This is a genomic window from Streptomyces sp. bgisy159, assembly GCF_057707805.1.
On sequence record NZ_JBYIQX010000035.1, the window covers coordinates 47,699 to 66,243 of the forward strand.

Consider the following 18,545-nt stretch of genomic DNA (forward strand, 5'->3'; position numbering starts at 1 on the left):
CTGGCAGGCTGGCCCCCATGCTGGACACCTCGGCCCGCCTCCTGCGCCTCCTGTCCCTGCTCCAGGCCCACCGCGAGTGGTCCGGTGCCGCGCTCGCCGAGCGGCTGGGCGTCACCGCGCGCACGGTCCGCCGCGACGTCGACCGCCTGCGCGAGCTCGGCTACCCCGTCGACGCCAGCCCCGGCACCGGCGGCGGCTACCAGCTCGGCGCGGGCGCCGAGCTGCCCCCGCTGCTGCTGGACGACGACGAGGCGGTCGCCGTCGCCGTCGGCCTGCGCACCGCCGCCGGGCAGGGCATCGACGGCATCGGCGAGACCTCCGTACGCGCCCTGGCGAAGCTGGAGCAGGTGCTGCCGCAGCGCCTGCGCCGCCGGGTGGGTGCCCTGAACGCCTTCACCGTGCCGATGCTGCGCGGCCCGCGCTCCTCGGCCGTCGACCCGGCAGTCCTCACCGAGCTGGCCCACCTGTGCCGGGACGCCGAGCGGCTGCGCTTCGAGTACCGGGGCGGCGACGGCGCCGTGTCCCGCCGCACGGTCGAACCGCACCGCCTGGTGTGCAGTGAGCGGCGCTGGTACCTGGTCGCATGGGACGTGGACCGTGCCGACTGGCGGACGTTCCGGGTGGACCGCCTCACCCCGAGACCGCCGCACGGTCCGCGCTTCGCCCCGCGCGAACCGCCCGCCGACGACCTGGCCGCCTACGTCTCCCACGGTGTCTCCACGCGCGCGTACGCCGAGCAGGCGGCCGTGCGGCTGCTGGTGCCCCTGGCCGACGCCGCCGACCGGATCTCGCCCTCGGCCGGGACGCTGGAGGCCGACGGGCCCGATGCCTGCGTACTGCGCACGGGGGCGGCGAGCCTCGACGTGATGGTGATCCACATCGTGCTCATGGGCTTCGATTTCGAGGTGCTGGAACCGACCGGGCTGAGCGATGTGATCAGGACGGTGCGGGACCGGCTGTCCCGGGCGCTGGACCGGGCGGACGGGCCGGGAGCGGGCGGCTGACGGCCCGGCCGACCTGTACGGAGGTTCTGTGGAGATGCCGTGCAATTCCTATGCGGTGCGGGGTCTCCGTGAGCGGCCGGAATCCGAATCCGACGCTCCTGACGAAATGCTTCTTCCGGCGGGTTTTCCGGCCACTCGGCGAAGGAACGCCGACGCGATCGGGAATTGCGTTCGAATACACCGGAGAGGCGTGGGACCCTGCGTTTCATTCTGGCCGACGGTGACGGATCGCGGTCGGCGCGCGTGTCGTGATCCTGTGACAGAAGTGTGACCGGAGTGATCCGCCGTTGGTGGCACCGGGGTTCCGGACGTGCGGCGGGCGGCCTAGCGTGGCGGTATGGCACCCATTCCCACTCCGCCCCCGGAGCCCCAGGACAGCCCCGACGGTTATGTCGGCCTCGACGCCGAGCGGGCCGAGCGGCTCGCGCGCGAGCGCGGGTGGTCGACGGTGCGGTCGCTGCCGCCGGGAGCGATCATCACCATGGAGTACCGCGTGGGACGGCTGAACTTCGAGGTGCGCGACGGGCGGGTGGCCCGCGCCTGGAAGGGGTGAGCGGGCGGGACCGGGTGGGTGCGTACCGGTGGTCCCGCCGCGCCCGGTCCGTCAGCCGCCGGTCAGCGGGCGGGCCGCGGAGGTGGCCGCGGAGCGCGGGGCGCGGTCGGCGTGCGGCGGTCTGCGGCTGCCGGCCGGAGTGACCGGGGTGCGCTCGGAGCGGCCGTGGTGCGGGCCGGGGGCCAGGTAGGCCGGCGGCCTGGCGGCGGACCCACGGACCGGGGCGGCCGGCTCCCGGTGCGGGGCGGTGTCCCGGGCGGTCGCCGTCTCCTGCCCGGCGCGCGTTTCCCGTGCGGCTGCCTCCCGTACGGCACCTGCCTCCCGTGCGGCGGTCGCCTCCTGCGCCGGGGCCGGAGTTGGCTTCCGCGCGGCGGTCGCCTCCTGTACCGGGGTTGCTTCCCGTACGGCGGTCGCCTCCCGGGCCGGGGCTGCCTCCCGGGCCAGGACCGCGTCCCGGTCCGGGGCTGCCTCCTGGGGTGGGGCGGCCGTCCGGAGGACGCCGGCATCCGGGACCGCGGCCGTCTCGTGGGGGGCCGTGATCGTCTCGGCAGCCGCACCCGTCGCGGCCTCGCCCAGGGAGGAGGCCGAGGTCGGCCGGGCCCGGAGCGGTACCACCACCGGGGCCGGGGCCGTACCGGTGCGGCCGTCGCGCAGACGGTCCCGCAGGGCGAGGATCCACGCCTCGGAGCGGGCGATCAGCGGCTCGCACCAGGGCAGCGCCAGCAGGATCAGCAGTCCCGCGGCCCAGCCGAGCAGGACGTCGCTCAGCCAGTGGGTACCGAGGTAGACGGTGGTGAGTCCCACGCCGAGCGAGGTCACCGCGGACAGCGCGGACAGCCAGCGGCGGGCTCTGGGCGTGGACGCCAGGTAGGCCAGGATTCCCCAGGTGACCACGGCGTTCGCGGTGTGACCGCTCGGAAATATATCGCCGCCGAGCCACATCTCGTTGGAGCCGATGGTGGTCGCGTAGTGAGGTCCCAGCCGCCCCATGCCGATCTTCGCGGCGCCGACCGTGAGGTTCAGCAGCAGCAGTGAGGCACCCAGGGTGAGCAGGGGGCGCAGGGTGTGCTGGCGCCAGGATCTCCAGCCGAGCCAGGCGGCGACCATCACCGCGGTCGGGCCGCGCTGGCCGAGCACCACGTAGTAGTCGAGGAAGGCGTGGACCTCCGGCCACTGCTGATAGGGGCGGAAGAACATGACCTGCCAGTCCAGCCGGACCAGCCAGGAGGTCGTCACCACGAGCCACACGATGGCCAGGTAGAACGCCAGCGTCGCCGCGAACAGGGCCACCCGGTGCCGGCTCATGCTGGGCATGTCGCGGAGCGCCGGTCGTTCCGGCTCCCGGTCCAGCCTGGCGAACACCCGGTCCAGACGGGTGAGGTTTCGTTCGGTACGCACCCGATTGACGTTACAGCGCGTGAGCTGCGTTACCCGGCGAATCAACGGCTTTGTGATGACGATGTGATGTGGGATTGCTCTCAGGATGATGTTTATTCCGTAGGAATGGGCAATCCGAGAACGCGGGCGCTTCCAATTGTTTTGGCTGCTGTGCGGGCGCGTTTTAGTCGGCTTACGAAACGGTTCACCGAATGGTCGGACGCCATTCACTGCTGACCGGAGCCGTTCACCCGTCACCGGCCGTTGGTGAGCCGCGGCGGCTGGTCCCCGACGGCGGGAGGGCGGAGGGCGCGCGGAGCGGGGGTGGAGCGCACAGGTCGGCGAGGGCGCCGTGCGATCACGGAGCGCGCCGGGATGGTGGGTCGGTGTCGGCTCCGGCGGCGTGCCCCGCGGCGCGCGCGCCGTGCGGGCCGGTCGCGCTCCGGTGCCGCGCGAACGGAGCAGAGCCTCGCGCGCCCCTGCGGTCAGTACGGGGGCCCGAGCGCACCCCGGTTCCCGGCAGGCGTGTGCAAGCCGGGGCCTATGGGAATCGGCGTGCTGGAGGGACTCGTGGGAGTGGCGTACGCCACACGGGTTCTCCGTGGGGTGTGAGAGGTCCGCCACGTGACCGGCGCGCGAACTCGCGTACGCTGCGTGTCACTCGTCGTTCGTCTGCGCGGGCCGGGGACACCGCTCCTCCCCGGCCGAGCCGCGGGGCGTCCCCACCCCGCGAGCCCGCCGGACGCGGGGGAAAACCTGGGAGGTACGTACATGTCCGGGACGACCACGGCCGCCTCGGCGTCGCGCCGTCGGGCGGCCGGGGCCGGTGCCAGCCGCTGGGTCGTCCTCGTCGTGCTCTGCGTCAGCCTGTTGCTGGTCGCCGTGGACGCGACCGTGCTGCACGTCGCGGTACCCGCCGTCACCGAGGACCTCCGGCCCGGTGCCATGGAGCTGCTCTGGATCGTCGACACCTACCCGCTGGTCTGCGCCTCGCTGCTGATCCTCTTCGGGACGCTCGGCGACAAGGTGGGGCGCAGACGCGTCCTGCTGCTCGGCTACGCGCTGTTCGGGGTCGCCTCCGCGCTGGCCGCCTTCGCCCCGGACGCCCAGGTACTGATCGTGGCGCGCGGACTGCTCGGCGTCGGCGGCGCGATGATCATGCCGGCCACGCTGTCCATCCTGCGGCAGGTGTTCCCGGACCGGCGCGAGCGGGCGCTGGCCATAGGGATCTGGAGCGCGGTGGCCGCCGTGGGCGCGGCCGTGGGGCCGTTGCTGGGCGGCTTCCTGCTGGAGCACTTCTGGTGGGGGTCGGTCTTCCTCGTCAACATCCCGCTGATGCTGGTCAGTCTGCCGGTGGGGCGGATGCTGCTGCCGGAGTCGCGGGGCAGCGGTGAGGGGCCGTGGGACGTGGCCGGCGCGCTGATGGCGGCGGCCGGGCTGTTCGGCATGGTGCTCGGCGTCAAACGGCTGGGCGGCGGTGAGTCGGCCGACAGCCCGCTGACGGTGCTGGCGCTGGCGACGGGCGGCGGACTGCTGACGCTGTTCGTGCGGCGCCAGCGACGGCGCGCCCATCCGCTGGTGGACCTGCGCATGTTCGCGCGGCCCGCGTTCAGCACGGCGGTGGCGTGCATCGTGCTGGCGATGCTGGCGCTGGTCGGTCTGGAGCTGATCGCGGCGCAGTACCTGCAGCTGGTGCTGGGGCTGTCCCCGCTGGAGACCGGGCTGCGACTGCTACCGCTGACCTTCGCGGCGATGGCGGCGGGGCTCGCCGGTGCGCGGCTGCTGCGGCGGTTCGGGCCCCGGAGCATGGTGTGCGGGGGCTTCTGCCTGACGGCGGCGGCCGTGGCGTCGCTGACCGCGATGGGCGGTGCCGACGCCCCGGCGCTGCTGCTGGCCGGGTTCGTGCTCCTGGGGTTCGGGCTGGAGACGACGCTGTTCGCGGCGTACGAGTCGATGCTGAGCGAGGCGCCCGCGGAGCAGGCCGGGGGCGCGGCGGCGGTCGGGGAGACGTCGTACCAGCTGGGGGCCGGGATCGGGATCGCGCTGCTCGGCAGTGTGATGAACGCGGCGTACGCCCCGGGGCTGGCCTCGGTCCCCGGGGTGCCGGCCGAGGCGTCGCGGTCCGCCGGGCACTCGCTGGGGGAGGCGTACGAGGTGGCCGGGCACCTGGGCGGCCCGGCGGGGGACGCGCTGCGGCGGGCGGCCCGCGACTCCTTCGTGCACGGACTGCACGTCACGCTGCTGGTGAGCGCCGGGCTGCTGCTGCTCGGGGCGGCCATGGCGCTGCGGTTGCCGCGGACGATGCAGTGCGAGGCGGTGGAGGTGCCGGCGCCGCGCGAGTGCGAGGAACGGGCGCCCGCGCGCGTGCAGCCCGTCTCCGTGGGGGCCCTGCCCGCCCACGTGCGCTCCGCGCCCGGCCGGGGCAAGGGGTGAGTGCTCTCGTGGGCGGCTGTTCGCCGCCGGTGGCCGCGGGTGGTGCGGTGGCGGCGGTCGGCGGTAACGTCGGGGACGGCGTTGTAATTAGCGGTGCTAGTTTTTTGGGGGCCTCGTGGTGGCGTTCGACCCTGCTGATCCTCTCGGTATCGACGACCTGCTGGACGACGAGGACCTCGCCGTCCGGGACACCGTGCGGCGATGGGCCGCGGAGCGGGTGCTGCCGTACGTGGCCGAGTGGTACGAGAGCGGCGAGCTGCCGGTGATCCGGGATCTCGCGCGCGAGCTCGGCGGAATCGGCGCGCTCGGCATGTCGCTGGAGGGATACGGCTGTGCGGGGGCCAGTGCCGTGCAGTACGGGCTGGCCTGTCTGGAACTGGAGGCCGCCGACTCCGGGATCCGCTCGCTGGTGTCCGTGCAGGGCTCCCTGGCGATGTACGCCGTCCACCGGTTCGGCAGCGAGGAGCAGAAGCAGCGCTGGCTGCCCGCGATGGCCGCCGGCGAGGTGATCGGCTGCTTCGGACTGACCGAGCCCGACCACGGCTCCGACCCCGCCGCGATGCGGACCCACGCCAAGCGCGACGGCTCGGACTGGATCCTCAACGGCCGCAAGATGTGGATCACCAACGGTTCCGTCGCGGGGGTCGCCGTGGTGTGGGCGCGGACCGAGGAGGGGATCCGCGGGTTCGTCGTGCCCACCGACAGCCCCGGCTTCTCGGCGCCCGAGATCAAGCACAAGTGGTCCCTGCGGGCGTCGGTGACCAGCGAACTCGTCCTCGACGACGTACGGCTGCCCGCCGACGCCGTGCTCCCGGAGGTCACCGGGCTGCGCGGGCCGCTCAGCTGTCTCTCGCACGCCCGGTACGGAATCGTCTGGGGTTCGATGGGTGCCGCGCGCTCCTGCTTCGAGACCGCCCTCGCCTACGCGACGTCCCGCGAGCAGTTCGGGCGGCCCATCGGCGGCTTCCAGCTCACCCAGGCCAAGCTCGCCGACATGGCGGTTGAACTGCACAAGGGGATCCTGCTCGCCCACCACCTGGGGCGGCGCATGGACGCCGGCCGCCTGCGTCCCGAGCAGGTCAGCTTCGGCAAGCTCAACAACGTACGGGAGGCGATCGAGATCTGCCGTACGGCACGGACCGTCCTCGGCGCCAACGGGATCTCCCTCGAATACCCCGTGATGCGGCACGCGACCAACCTTGAGTCGGTGCTGACCTACGAGGGCACCGTCGAGATGCACCAGCTCGTGCTGGGCAAGGCGCTCACCGGGCTGGACGCCTTCCGCTGAGCCCGGCGGCGGGGCGGGGCCGGTGAGCGGCCCTGCCTCAGCTCTGGTTGAAGAAGCCGTCCGCGCGGTGCGCGGCCGGGTCCCCGCTGACGATCTCGGTGTTGGCGGGGGTCAGCAGGAACACACGGGTGGAGACCCGCTCGATCGAGCCGCGCAGCCCGAAGATCAGCCCCGCCGCGAAGTCGACGACGCGCTTGGCGTCGGCCGGCTCCATCGCCGTCAGGTTCATGATCACCGGGACGCCCTCGCGGAAGAGCTCGCCGATCGCCCGCGCGTCCCGGAAGCTGTCCGGGGTGACGGTGCCGATCCGGCGGCCCTTCTCCTCTGCCGTGTCCGTGGCGACCTTCACCCGGGGGTCGGTGACCCAGGCGTCCCCGGCGTCGGTCCCCTCGGAGTAGTCGTCGTCGTAGTAACGCTCGTCATCGTTGTCGTCGACGAGGCCAAGCCAGGCACTCGCCTTGCGCACCGATCCCATGGACGCCTCCTCTCACAGCGGTCTTTCTTGCTTTCCGCATCCCCATGGTCGTCCATGATGCGGATGTCGCGCCAAGTGGATAGACGCCGCGCGGGGGGTTTGTGACGGTACTGGTGCACAGCGAATCCGTACAGAGCCCGGGCCTGCCAAGGGTCCTACGGTGTACGGATGCTGACTGAGAGTGAAATATGACTCATCGCCGCGTACGGGTGATGAGCGGTGCGTACGGGTGAACCCCGGCGGCCGTACGGGGCGGGTCCGGGATGATGATCGGTCGATAACATGCGGCGGTTCGACCTTGCGGGACAGCAAGCGCAGCAATCGGCAGCAATCGCAGCAACGGGGGATCCGTCGTGTTCGGAATCGTCAGGCCGTGCCGGCACCGGCTCGGGGACACACTCAAGACCCAGTGGATGGCGCACCTGTGCGGACTGTGCCTCGCGCTGCGCGCGGACCACGGTCAGTTCGCCCGCGTCGTCACCAACTACGACGGGCTGCTCATCTCCGTCCTGACGGAGGCTCAGGCCGAGCGGGCCACCGGGTGGCGGCGTACGGCAGGGCCGTGCCCGCTGCGCGGGATGCGCACCGCCTCCGTCGCCCGGGGCGAGGGCGCGCGGCTCGCCGCGGCCGTGTCGCTGGTGCTCGCCTCCGCCAAGGTGCGCGACCACGTCGCCGACGGAGACGGGCTGCTGGCCCGGCGTCCGGTGGCGCTCGCCGCCCGCCGGGTCGCCGGGAGCTGGGGGCGGGCGGGGGAGCGCGGCGGCATCGCCGTCGGGTTCGACACGGCGGTCCTCCTCGACGCGGTCGACCGGCAGACCGGCATCGAGGCGCTCGCCGGCCCCGGCACCCCGCTGCTGACCGTGACCGAGCCGACCGAGACGGCCACCGCGGCCGCCTTCGCCCACACCGCGGTGCTCGCCGGCCGGCCCGGCAACGCCGAGCCGCTCGCCGAGGCCGGCCGGCTGTTCGGGCGGCTCGCGCATCTGCTGGACGCCGTGGAGGACTGGGAAGCTGACGCCGCGTCGGGCGCGTGGAACCCCCTGACGGCCACGGGCACCTCCCTCAACGAGGCCCGGCGCCTCGCCGACGACGCCCTGCACGGGATCCGGCTTGCGCTGCGGGAGGTCGACTTCGTCGACGGCAAGCTCGCCCATCTGCTGCTCGCGCACGAGCTGGGGCGGTCGGTGGACCGGGCGTTCGGGGCCAGCTCGTGCGGGCACGGGAGCGGGAGTGGGAGCGCTGTCACGGGTGTCGTCGAGGGGGCGTTCGGGCCGTCCCAGGCTCCGCAGACGCCGTTCGGCGCGCCGGGGTCGCCCTTCGGGGACCCGCACCGGCCGGAGAAGCGGGGGTTCTTGGCCGGGTGCGCGGTCGCGCTGGGGCTGTGCTGCACCTGCAAGGTGTGCTGCGCGGACGAGTTCGAGGGCCCGTGGTCGCGCAAGAAGCGGGGCGGCTGGTGCAGCGACTGCTGCGGCGGCTGTGACTGCTGCGAGGGGTGCGAGTGCTGCGAATGCTGTGAGTGCTGCGCCTGCGACTGCTGACGGCGTGCGTCCGCCCGCTGTCTGCTCCTGCCCGGCGCCTGTGCGGCTGCCGAGACCTGCGCGGCTGCCGGCGCCTGCGCGGGTCCGCCGGCGCGTGTCCGGCGGCCGGTGCCTGGGGTCGCTGAGGTCTGGGGGGTGACGAGGTCTGCGCTGCCGTCCGTGCTGCCGTCTGTGTGCTGCCGTCTGGGCTGCCTTCCCTGCCCCGCGGCGTCCGGTGCACGTGTCCAGCCAGGTGCCCGTGCGGCGTCCGGTGCCCGGCGTCCGTGTGGCGTTCGGCGTCGTGTGGCGTCCGGCGCCCGTACGGAGGCGGAGGTGCGCTGCCGTCGAAACCCGTGGTGTCGGCGCTCGTTCGGAGCGGGGCCCTCGTCCGCCCGGCGCGCCACCCGCGGTGGTCAGGGCCCCGTGCGGGAGCCGGAGGTCCGCGCGGGTGGCCCGCCCGGATGTCGTTGTCGTCCGACGATGATTCACGGCGCTTTCTGTGAGCGTCCTGTGGCGCTCTTGTGCCCGTCCGGCTTCGGCGTCATCCTCGCTGCGGGGCGTGTGTCAGGGACACGCCATTTCAGGCCACGCCCCCACGGGTCCTCACCCCCCGGCCCGCCGCTCTCACGGAAAGCTCCCACAAGGAGCTTCCAGGAGGAGGAAGCGTGAGAACCAAGCGCACCCGACTGCTCGCCGTCGCCGCCGCTCTCTTCGCCGCCACCCTGGCCGGGGCACCCGGTGCGGGCGCCGTCCCCGCTCCCGTCGCCGACACGGCCCGCCTCGCCCGGGTCTCGGACGCCGTGGCCGCCACCGGGGTCGACGGCACCGCCTGGTACGTGGACCCCGAGGACGGGCGGGTCGTCGTGACCGCCGACGGCACCGTCTCCCGGGCCGACGTCGCCCGCCTGCGCCGGGCCGCGGGCGGCGACGCGGGCGCCCTGCGGATCCGGCGAGTGAGCGGGGTCTTCGCCCCGCTGCTCTCCGCCGGGGACGCGGTCTACGGCGGCCGGTACCGCTGTTCACTCGGGTTCAACGTGGTCAAGGGCGGCACGTACTACTTCCTGACCGCCGGCCACTGCGGAAAGTCCGCCAAGACCTGGTTCACCGACCCGGCGCACACCACCCTCGTCGGCCCGACCGTCGCCTACAGCTTCCCCGGCGACGACTACGCCCTGGTCCGCTACGACAACACGGCGCTCGGCCACCCCGGCGGCTACACCGCCGCCGACGCCTACGTGGGGGAGAGGGTGACCCGCGACGGGTCGACCACCGGCGTGCACAGCGGAACCGTGACCGCACTGGACGTGACGGTTCGTTACCAGGGCGGCGGCACGGTGCACGGCCTCATCCAGACCACCGTGTGTGCCGAGCCCGGCGACTCCGGGGGTCCGCTCTACGACGGCTCCAAGGCGATCGGCATCACCTCGGGCGGCAGCGGTGACTGCCGGTCCGGCGGGACCACGTTCTTCCAGCCGGTGACCGAGGCCCTCGGCGACTACGGGGTCAGTCTCTACTGAACCCTCTCCCGCCACCGGCGGGCAACTGTTGAAGGCTGCACCGCGCGGCCGAAAGACACCCTTGCGCCGACCGGCCGTTCGGCCGAATACTCCCCCACAGCGCTTGTCAGGGTCACGGCATGTCTGGATCCGGACGTGCCGTGACCCTCGACTGCGCCTCACGGGCCCCGACCCCACGCGGGCCCCCGACTTCCCTTGGAGGGAACGAAAAGTGAGGATGAAGCGCACCACCCCCACCAGCGGCACCATGAGACGGAACCGGCTGATCGCCCTCTCCACCGGACTCGTGGCCGCCGCCGCCATCGCGATCCCCAACGCGACCGCGGCGAGCAACACGACCTTCAGCACCGCCCAGCTCCAGAGCGCCGGAGCCTCGGTGCTCAAGGCCGACGTCCCGGGCACGGCCTGGGCCGTCGACAGCAAGACCCACCGGGTCGTGGTCACCGTCGACAGCACCGTCTCGCAGGCGGAGATCAACAAGATCAAGCAGCAGGCCGGTGCCAACGCCGGCGCGCTCACCATCAAGAAGACGCCGGGCAAGTTCCAGAAGTACATCGGCGGCGGCGACGCCATCTACGCGAGCGGCTGGCGCTGTTCACTCGGCTTCAACGTCAAGAGCAGCAGCGGCGCCGACTACTTCCTCACCGCCGGACACTGCACCGACGGCGCGGGCACCTGGTGGTCGAACTCGTCCCGCTCGACCACGCTGGGCTCCACGGTGGGCTCCTCCTTCCCGACCAACGACTTCGGGATCGTCCGCTACACCAACTCCTCGGTGTCCAAGCCCAGCCGCGCCGGCAACACGACGATCACCCGGGCGGCCACCCCGAGCGTGGGCACCACGGTCTACCGTGACGGCTCGACCACCGGGATCCACAGCGGCCGTGTCACCGCGCTCAACGCGACGGTCAACTACGGCGGCGGCGACGTCGTGTACGGCATGATCCAGACCACGGTCTGCGCCGAGCCCGGCGACTCCGGCGGGCCGCTCTACTCCACCAGCGGCATCGCCTACGGTCTGACCTCCGGTGGCAGCGGCAACTGCTCCTCCGGCGGCACGACCTTCTTCCAGCCGGTGACCGAGGCCCTGAGCTACTACGGGGTGCACATTCCCTGACCGATGGCGGCCGCCCCCACGGTCCGCCTCGAGCACCACGCGACAGCAGAGCCCCCGTACGCCGATCGCCCCGGCGTGCGGGGGCTTGTCGTCGTCCGGCGGCGCGGCGTGAGGGCACGGGGGTGTGAGGGTGCGGGGGCGTGGAGGCGCAGGCCGGCGGGGCGTGAAGGCGCGGGCCCGCGGGGTGTGAGGGCGCAGGCCGGCGGGGCGTGAAGGCGCGGGGGGCGTGCGGTGGAGAGCGTACGTGCATCGGGGGAGCGACCTTGTGCGCTCCCCGACCACTTCGGGACAGTGAACGTCCGTCAACCTGCCCTCCGGCCCGGGTGGTCCCCACTACCGCGCGGGCCGACCCCCCCACAGGGCGCGGGTCGAGGCGCCGGCGCACGACCGGGCGGCGGGCCGTCGTGGCGAGCGGCTGACCACCCTCGCCGCGACGGCGGTCATCCGCCGACGCCGTTCCGTCGCGCCCCCCGCGCCTTCCGCCGCACCACCCGCGCGAGCCGGGCCGGGGACCACCGTGCCCCCGGGGCCGCTCGTCTGAGCCGCGCCCGGACCGGCTGAGCGGCAGGCGGCCCCCGGAGCGTCGTCGCCCCGGTGCGCCGGGACGTATCAGGCCCCACCAGGGACCTTCGTCCCCCCAAGGAGGGGCCGTTCTCGCATCCCCCGCCGCACCCCGCTGGTGTCGAATGGAGGCAGTCGGGGCCACATCGAACGCAGTGACTAAGGAGGGCCGGCCATGCAGGTCATACCGGTCGAGGACCGAGTTGACGCACTGGTGGAGAACGCGCTGGAGGCGCTCAGCCGGTTCGAGACGTACGACCAGGAGCAGGTCGACCACATCGTCAAGAAGGCCTCCCTCGCCGCCCTCGCCGCCCACGGCGAACTGGCCCGGCTGGCCGTCGAGGAGACCGGCCGCGGGCTCTTCGAGGACAAGGCCGTCAAGAACATCTTCGCCTGCGAGCACGTCACCCACTCGATGCGCGGCCTGCGCACCGCCGGGGTGATCCACCGCGACGAGCTGACCGGCATCACCGAGATCGCCGAGCCGGTCGGCGTCGTCTGCGCGATGACCCCGGTGACCAACCCCACCTCGACCACCGTCTTCAAGGCGCTGATCGCCCTCAAGACCCGCAACCCGATCGTCTTCGCCTTCCACCCGAGCGCCCAGCGGTGCTCCGTGGAGTCCGCCCGCATCGTCCGGGACGCGGCGATCGCGGCCGGGGCGCCCGAGAACTGCGTGCAGTGGATCGACGAGCCGTCCATGGACGCCACCCGGCTGCTGATGAACCACCCGGGCGTCTCCACGATCCTCGCCACCGGCGGCAACGCGATGGTCCGGGCCGCCTACTCGTGCGGCAAGCCCGCGCTCGGCGTCGGCGCCGGCAACGTCCCGGCGTACGTCGCGGCGGACGCCGACCTCGGCCGGGCCATCCACGACATCGTCCTGTCCAAGGCGTTCGACAACGGCATGATCTGCGCCTCCGAGCAGGCCGTCATCCTGGACCGCGAGGTCTACGAGGCCGGTGTCGCCGAGATGCGGCGGCTGGGCGCGCACATCGTCACCGCCGCCGAGAAGGAGAAGCTCCAGGAGTTCCTCTTCGGCGTCGCCGCGCACGGCGGCAACTGCGCCGAGGCCAAGCTGAACGCGGCGGTGGTCGGCAGGAGCGCCGCCTGGATCGCCGAGCAGGCCGGGTTCACCGTGCCCGACGGCACCTCCGTCCTCGTCGCCGAGTGCGCGGAGGTCGGCGAGCGCGAGCCGCTGACCCGGGAGAAGCTGTCCCCCGTCCTGGCCGCGCTGAAGGCCACCGACACCGAGGACGGGCTGCGGCTGGCCACCGAGATGGTCGAGTTCGACGGCCTCGGTCACTCCGCGGCCATCCACACCGAGGACGAGGAGCTCGCGGAGGAGTTCGGCAAGCGGGTCAAGGCGATCCGGGTGATCGTCAACGCGCCGTCCAGCTTCGGCGGCATCGGCGACGTCTACAACGCCTTCATCCCCTCCCTCACCCTCGGCTGCGGCTCGTACGGCCACAACTCGGTCTCCAACAACGTCTCGGCGGTCAACCTCCTCAACATCAAGCGGATCGGACGGCGCAACAACAACATGCAGTGGTACAAGGTGCCGCCGAAGATCTACTTCGAGAAGGGCGCGCTGCGCTACCTCAAGGCGATGCCCGACGTGCACCGCGTCACCGTCGTCACCGACCGCACGATGGAGCAGATCGGCTTCGTGCGCCGGGTCACCGAGATCCTCAACTCCCGTGAGGAACCGGTGCTCCTGCAGTACATCGACAACGTGGAGCCCAACCCGGAGCTGACCACCGTGCGGGCGGGCGCGGCCGCCATGCGGGAGTTCCAGCCCGACACCATCGTGGCGCTGGGCGGCGGTTCGCCGATGGACGCGGCGAAGGTGATGTGGCTGATGTACGAGCGGCCGGAGGTGGAGTTCGCGGACACGAAGGAGAAGTTCTTCGACATCCGCAAGCGGGCCTACAAGTTCCCGCAGCTCGGCGACAAGGCCAAGCTGATCGCCATCCCGACCACCTCGGGCACCGGCTCGGAGGTCACCCCGTTCGCGGTCATCTCCGACCCGGAGGCCGCGCAGAAGTACCCGCTCGCCGACTACGCGCTCACCCCGCACGTGGCGATCGTCGACCCGACCCTGTCGATGAACCTCCCGCCGACGGTGACCGCCGACTCCGGCTTCGACGCCCTCACCCACGCCACCGAGGCGTACGTCTCGGTCTACGCCTCGGACTTCACCGACGGCCAGTGCCTCCAGGCCATCAAGCTGATCTTCGAGAACCTGGAGACCTGCGTGAAGGAGGGCGCCAGGGCGCCGAAGGCGCGGGAGCGGATGCACAACGCGTCCACCATCGCCGGCATGGCGTTCGCCAACTCCTTCCTCGGCCTGGTGCACGCCATGGCGCACACCCTGGGCAACACCTTCCACGTCGCCCACGGCCGCACCAACGCGCTGCTGCTGCCGCACGTCATCCGGCACAACGGCACGGTCACCCACAAGGCCACCCCGTGGCCGAAGGCCGAGACCTACCGGGCTCCCGAGCGCTACCAGGACCTCGCCCGCATGCTGGGCCTGCCGGCCGCAACCCCCGAGGAGGGTGTGGAGTCCTACGCCCGCGCCGTCGAGGAACTCCGCGACCGCTGCGGCATCCCCGCCTCCTTCCAGGCGGCGGGCGTCGACGAGGAGGCCTTCCTCAACGCCATCCCCCAGCAGGCCATGAACGCCTACGCCGACCAGTGCGCCCCCGCCAACCCGCGGATGCCGATGCTGGACGACATGGAGGAACTGATGCGCCGGGCGTACTACGGCAAGTGAGCCGCGCGCCACGCCGGGGAGGGCGCCCCACGACCTACGGGTCGGCGGGGCGCCCTTCGGCTGCTTTTGTCTGCCGTCGTGCCGGGAGTCAGGGACGGAACCAGTCGGGCCATCCGTGGTCCGTCGGTAATCCGACGGACCCTTGATGTAATAGGAGCTAGGGCACGAACTCATCGCTCAGATGGACTATGCGTGTCTCGGGAATTCCCAGTGCGTCGACAATCCGAGCAGCGCTCTCCGCGAAGAAGAGGTCGCGGGTTACGCTCAGAATAAATAGAGGTGTGGGAGGGTTCTCTGTCTCCCGCTGGAGGAAAAAAGCTCCCCCTTCATCGAGGGAGAAGGCGAAGCAAAGCCACTCCGCGAGTGCGTCGCAGACGATCTCCGGATCACCCCATTTTCCTTCCAATGACGCAAGGTCGATGTCGATCGCGGCGAGCCACCTCATGTCGCGCAGGCTGAAAGTCCGTTCGGGGACTCTTTTCAATGTCCTCGGCTCCATTGCCTATCGCACCTCTGTGATGATGACTGGGATTTTGGCGTAATCCACGCCGTTCAAGGTGAATTCCTCTACGCCTTCTGCTGTGCCAGCCTCCCAGCTGGCGTATTTCGTGACGCTTGAGGACTTGGGTTGAACGGTCGTGTAAAATTCTACGCTTCCCGGCTTTGCGTCCTTCGGGAGTGGGCCGAGATGTGCTTGCGCCATAGGCTCGCCGCCGAATCGAGAGTATGTGCCCCACAGCTCGCCGGACTCAACCATATTCCGAGCAACCTCGGGTGTCTGTGTTTTTTCTGAGAACAGCCGGTGGAACGGGCCGTACAACGTCGCCGGTTCTTCCGACAACGCTCTGCCTGCGGTCAGCACCTTTGCGCCGACAGAGGCGGCCGTGGTGCCGACCAGAGCGCTGCCGCCGGATGCCCCGCCACTGATGACCTCTGAGATCTCCGCGGCACACACAGGGGCAGAGGCCAGGAATCCGCCGCCCAGCTCAACGGCCACTGGTGCTGCGGCCACTGCCAACGCTACAACCCCGACGATGCCCAGGAGGACCTTCTGCCAGGTCGCCAGTTTCCCTGCATCTGGTATGTCATTGGCGTTCGGGTTGTAGGAGGGATTGGTACCCATAGCCCAGCAGGCATGGCACTTTCCGTCACTTTGCTTGGGCTTCGGGCTGGGCCCCTTCTTGAACACGACGTGCGCCGCCATGTGACCGCCAGTCGTGCGAACGGTGGCGGTCATGGTGCCGGTGCCGGTGCTGCCGTCCGGGTTGCGGTATTGGAAGGTCTGGATGCGGTGATAGGTGTGATGGACTTCAGCCACAGGCTCGGCGAGGAGGCGTCACCGGTGTCGGGGAAGCTCTGGTCCAGATGCCAGGTGTCCACGTCTCGGCGGGTGGTGCCGGAGCCGGTCCACACCGAGGTGGTGATGTCGGTCAGGCGCTTGCGGGTGAAGAAGGCCGGGCCGATCTGGGTGGTGCACTTGGTGTTGGCCGCGCAGATCATGTCGAAGGGCACGTCCGGCCAGTTGGCCTTGGTGTCCGCGGTCAGACTGGTGCAGCCCCCGGTGGCGACGCAGCGCTCGGCGTAGGTGAAGCGGACCTGCTGGGCAGCGGGCTCGGCGTAGACCAGGTCGCTGCGCAGGCCGTAGTCGATGCGGTTGAGGTAGCCGCCCCGGGTGTACGCGGTGCCGTTGACGGTGGTGTCTGCGTTCTTGGAGTAGTGGTTCGTCTCCCGCGTGTACCAGTACGAAGACGCGTTGCCGTGGGTGTCCACGACGTAGTCCAGGTTCCAGCGCCAGGCCTGGTTGCAGGAGGAGTCGGCGAAGCCGGTGGACTTGTGGCAGGGCTCGCCGGAGTCGTCACCGAAGACGGGGACAGTCCAGACGGAGTTGGTGACCGGGTCGTCGTCGGAGGTGTCGCCGGTGCCCTTGTTGCTCCAGCCGGGCAGCCGGTGCTTGCCGAAGAAGTACTGGACGCCGGAGGCGTCGGTGACCTTCCAGTACTCGGTGTTGTCGTCCCCGTTGCCGGTGGCACCCGTCAGGTGCTCGACGCGGGTCCCGTCCTCGTTCTTCAGCTTCCAGGTGCCGCCGGACGCCTGGGACAGGGCCGCGCTGTCACAGGCTGCCTTGTCGGTGCAGGTGTTGACCAGCTCGGCGGCCTTGCCGTTGAGGACGAGGGTGGCGTTGGCGTACTTCCAGCACAGGTCGCCCTTGCCTGAGTGGCCGTCGTCCTTGCAGGAGGCGTACTTGCGCTCGATGTAGGACTCGGTGATGGAGAAGCCTTCGCCGATCACCGAGGTCTGGTTGTTCTCTCCGGCGGTGCGGCCGTCCACCGAGGCGGAGTTGTAGGAGATCGACAGGTTCGGGGACGGGCCGGCCGTCGCCGGGGGAACCCTCAGAGGGTAGTTCCACGTGAAGTCCCCCGTGCTGCCACCGGCCTCCCAGGTCGCGGTCGGGGAGAGCGGTGTGGCGCCGTAGTCACCCCCGCCCCCCGAGCTGCCGGCAGCCGCTGCCAGCAGCATGGGGGTTCCTGCTGCGAGGGTGCGGGCGGAGACGGTGCCGCTCAGGGTCTGGGACCGCGCGTCGTTGTCCGCGCCCGCCACCGGGGTCTGAGTGCGGCAGGACTTCTTCTCCGGAGTGGACAGGGCACACGCGGGGAGTGTCACCAGCCGCAGACGAGGGCCGAAACTGCCGCCGTAGACGTCCTTGAAGGAGGAATAGTCCAGGGATACTCGGAGCTTGTCGGTGTCACCAGCGGGTTTACCCGACGCCGCTCCGGCCGGGTCGATGGTGAGGAGGACGCCGTTGACGCCCGCCTTCTGCGCAGCGGACTGGGGCTGGACGCTGAGCGCCACCTTCTCGGCAGGTCCGGTGGCCTTCGGCGCTGCCCTGTTCTTCATCGGCTTGGCTGCCGGGGCGGCGGGCTCCTGGGCCAGTTTCACACCGAGCCCGCCGACGGTGAGGGAGGCCCCGCCGGTCACGGGGACCTCGGTGGCAACCTTGGCAGGCTTGGGCCATGCGGACTTCGTGAGTCGGTCACGCGTCTTCTGAGAGGCGGTAGCGGCTTTGTCCTTGGGCGCCTTGGAGGTGCCCGGCCGGAGTACCCCCACCTTGTCGATCTTCGGGTCGGGGCGGTCCTCCAGTTTGTTGCGCGCCGTTGAGGCCTCGGCCTGGGCGGCGAAGTCGTATCCCGAGGGAGTGACGACCTGCGGAAGCAGGGAGAGGGAGACGACAAGTGCACCACGGCCGAGCCAGCGGCGTATGACCGCCCCTGGCAAGCGTTTGCGGAAGGGAGATGTGGACAAGGGTGATTTCCCGGTTCTCGGATGGGGGCCGGAGGCGCGGGGCTCTTGCGCCCGTACGCCGCCGTGACTGGATGGCGCAGTCCGTGAAGGACGCGCTACGTCGGGGTGGGGGCAGGGTGGGAGTGTGGAGTCCCGCCCTGCCCCGCGTACTGCTATCGCTGCTCGGTGTTGTACCGGTTGGCGATTGTGTCGACGGAGGTGGCTCCGGCCCAGACGCGGACGCTGTCGATCGTTCCGGGGAAGTAGCGCGTGGCAGCGCCGTCGATCTTCGCCCGGCCGATCTCGAACGCTCCGCCGCCCTGCCACGGCGCCGAGTACGACACACCGCCCTCGTCACCCATCCGCGCGCTGTCGACGTACAGCTTGAGCGCGCCGAGTTTGGAGGTGTCGTCGGGGTCGGCTGCCGCCTGCGCGTCGTAGACGACCGTCAGCATGACCGGTACGCCCAGTTGCGCCGTGGTGTATGCGGTGGAGTCGCTCCTGGTCCACACGGCTCCGGTGCCGTCCTTGTCGGGCCGGCCGAACGCCCACCATCCCTGCGTGCTGCCGGCCGGCTGCTGGTACCAGACTCCCCACGAGGACTGGCTGGTCCCCGACTGTCCGAGCACCTGTACCGCGTACGAC

At 71.3% G+C, this 18,545-nt stretch carries 12 protein-coding genes and 2 pseudogenes; 8 read left to right on the forward strand and 6 right to left on the reverse strand.

What is annotated here, in order from left to right; all coding sequences use genetic code 11:
- Positions 1 to 17 precede the first annotated feature (17 nt).
- Positions 18 to 1,004 (forward strand): helix-turn-helix transcriptional regulator, encoded by a 987-nt coding sequence (locus AC3ET3_RS27185; protein ID WP_435613042.1) that lies wholly within the window; start codon positions 18 to 20, stop codon positions 1,002 to 1,004.
- A gap of 337 nt (positions 1,005 to 1,341) precedes the next feature.
- Positions 1,342 to 1,557, forward strand: coding sequence for an I78 family peptidase inhibitor (locus AC3ET3_RS27190; protein WP_432138546.1), 216 nt, complete (start codon positions 1,342 to 1,344; stop codon positions 1,555 to 1,557).
- 51 nt (positions 1,558 to 1,608) lie between these two features.
- Here AC3ET3_RS27190 and AC3ET3_RS27195 read toward each other — a convergent pair whose 3' ends face one another.
- Positions 1,609 to 2,955 carry a phosphatase PAP2 family protein gene (locus tag AC3ET3_RS27195; RefSeq protein WP_435613043.1) on the reverse strand — a complete coding sequence of 449 codons (1,347 nt, stop codon included), beginning with the start codon at positions 2,953 to 2,955 and terminating at the stop codon, positions 1,609 to 1,611.
- 750 nt (positions 2,956 to 3,705) lie between these two features.
- Between AC3ET3_RS27195 and AC3ET3_RS27200 the strand changes: the two genes are divergently transcribed.
- Together AC3ET3_RS27200 and AC3ET3_RS27205 are read left to right on the forward strand one after the other, a co-directional pair.
- Positions 3,706 to 5,367 carry an MFS transporter gene (locus tag AC3ET3_RS27200; protein WP_432138544.1) on the forward strand — a complete coding sequence of 554 codons (1,662 nt, stop codon included), beginning with the start codon at positions 3,706 to 3,708 and terminating at the stop codon, positions 5,365 to 5,367.
- A gap of 115 nt (positions 5,368 to 5,482) precedes the next feature.
- Positions 5,483 to 6,655, forward strand: coding sequence for an acyl-CoA dehydrogenase family protein (locus tag AC3ET3_RS27205; RefSeq protein WP_435613044.1), 1,173 nt, complete (start codon positions 5,483 to 5,485; stop codon positions 6,653 to 6,655).
- Positions 6,656 to 6,692: 37 nt separating this feature from the next.
- Here the strand turns inward: AC3ET3_RS27205 and AC3ET3_RS27210 are convergent, their stop codons facing one another.
- On the reverse strand, positions 6,693 to 7,130 hold the full coding sequence (locus AC3ET3_RS27210) for a cell division protein SepF (RefSeq protein WP_432138542.1): 438 nt from the start codon (positions 7,128 to 7,130) through the stop codon (positions 6,693 to 6,695).
- A 353-nt stretch (positions 7,131 to 7,483) separates the two neighbouring features.
- Between AC3ET3_RS27210 and AC3ET3_RS27215 the strand changes: the two genes are divergently transcribed.
- The 4 genes from AC3ET3_RS27215 to adhE all read left to right on the forward strand — a co-directional run bounded on the left by AC3ET3_RS27215 (position 7,484) and on the right by adhE (position 14,621).
- The gene (locus tag AC3ET3_RS27215; protein ID WP_432138541.1) at positions 7,484 to 8,668 is read left to right on the forward strand and encodes a DUF5685 family protein; all 1,185 of its coding nucleotides are present in this window, start codon (positions 7,484 to 7,486) and stop codon (positions 8,666 to 8,668) included.
- A gap of 644 nt (positions 8,669 to 9,312) precedes the next feature.
- Entirely contained in the window at positions 9,313 to 10,164 is an 852-nt protein-coding gene (locus tag AC3ET3_RS27220; RefSeq protein ID WP_432138540.1) for a S1 family peptidase, read from the forward strand.
- A 211-nt stretch (positions 10,165 to 10,375) separates the two neighbouring features.
- Complete coding sequence (locus AC3ET3_RS27225) at positions 10,376 to 11,281, forward strand: S1 family peptidase (RefSeq protein WP_432138539.1); 906 nt, start codon at positions 10,376 to 10,378, stop codon at positions 11,279 to 11,281.
- A gap of 736 nt (positions 11,282 to 12,017) precedes the next feature.
- Positions 12,018 to 14,621, forward strand: a complete 2,604-nt coding sequence (gene adhE / locus AC3ET3_RS27230; protein ID WP_432138538.1) for a bifunctional acetaldehyde-CoA/alcohol dehydrogenase — start codon at positions 12,018 to 12,020, stop codon at positions 14,619 to 14,621.
- Between the two features lie 157 nt (positions 14,622 to 14,778).
- Here the strand turns inward: adhE and AC3ET3_RS27235 are convergent, their stop codons facing one another.
- The 4 genes and pseudogenes from AC3ET3_RS27235 to AC3ET3_RS27250 all read right to left on the reverse strand — a co-directional run.
- Positions 14,779 to 15,066: a hypothetical protein gene (locus AC3ET3_RS27235; protein WP_432138537.1), complete on the reverse strand. Its 288-nt coding sequence runs from the start codon at positions 15,064 to 15,066 to the stop codon at positions 14,779 to 14,781.
- A 57-nt stretch (positions 15,067 to 15,123) separates the two neighbouring features.
- Entirely contained in the window at positions 15,124 to 15,939 is an 816-nt protein-coding gene (locus tag AC3ET3_RS27240; protein WP_432138536.1) for a hypothetical protein, read from the reverse strand.
- Positions 15,870 to 17,879, reverse strand: a pseudogene (locus AC3ET3_RS27245) (hypothetical protein); the annotation flags it as partial. The pseudogene AC3ET3_RS27245 and the gene AC3ET3_RS27240, both read right to left, overlap by 70 nt.
- Positions 17,880 to 18,073: 194 nt before the next feature.
- Positions 18,074 to 18,538: pseudogene (locus AC3ET3_RS27250) on the reverse strand (LamG-like jellyroll fold domain-containing protein); the annotation flags it as partial.
- Positions 18,539 to 18,545 lie beyond the last annotated feature (7 nt).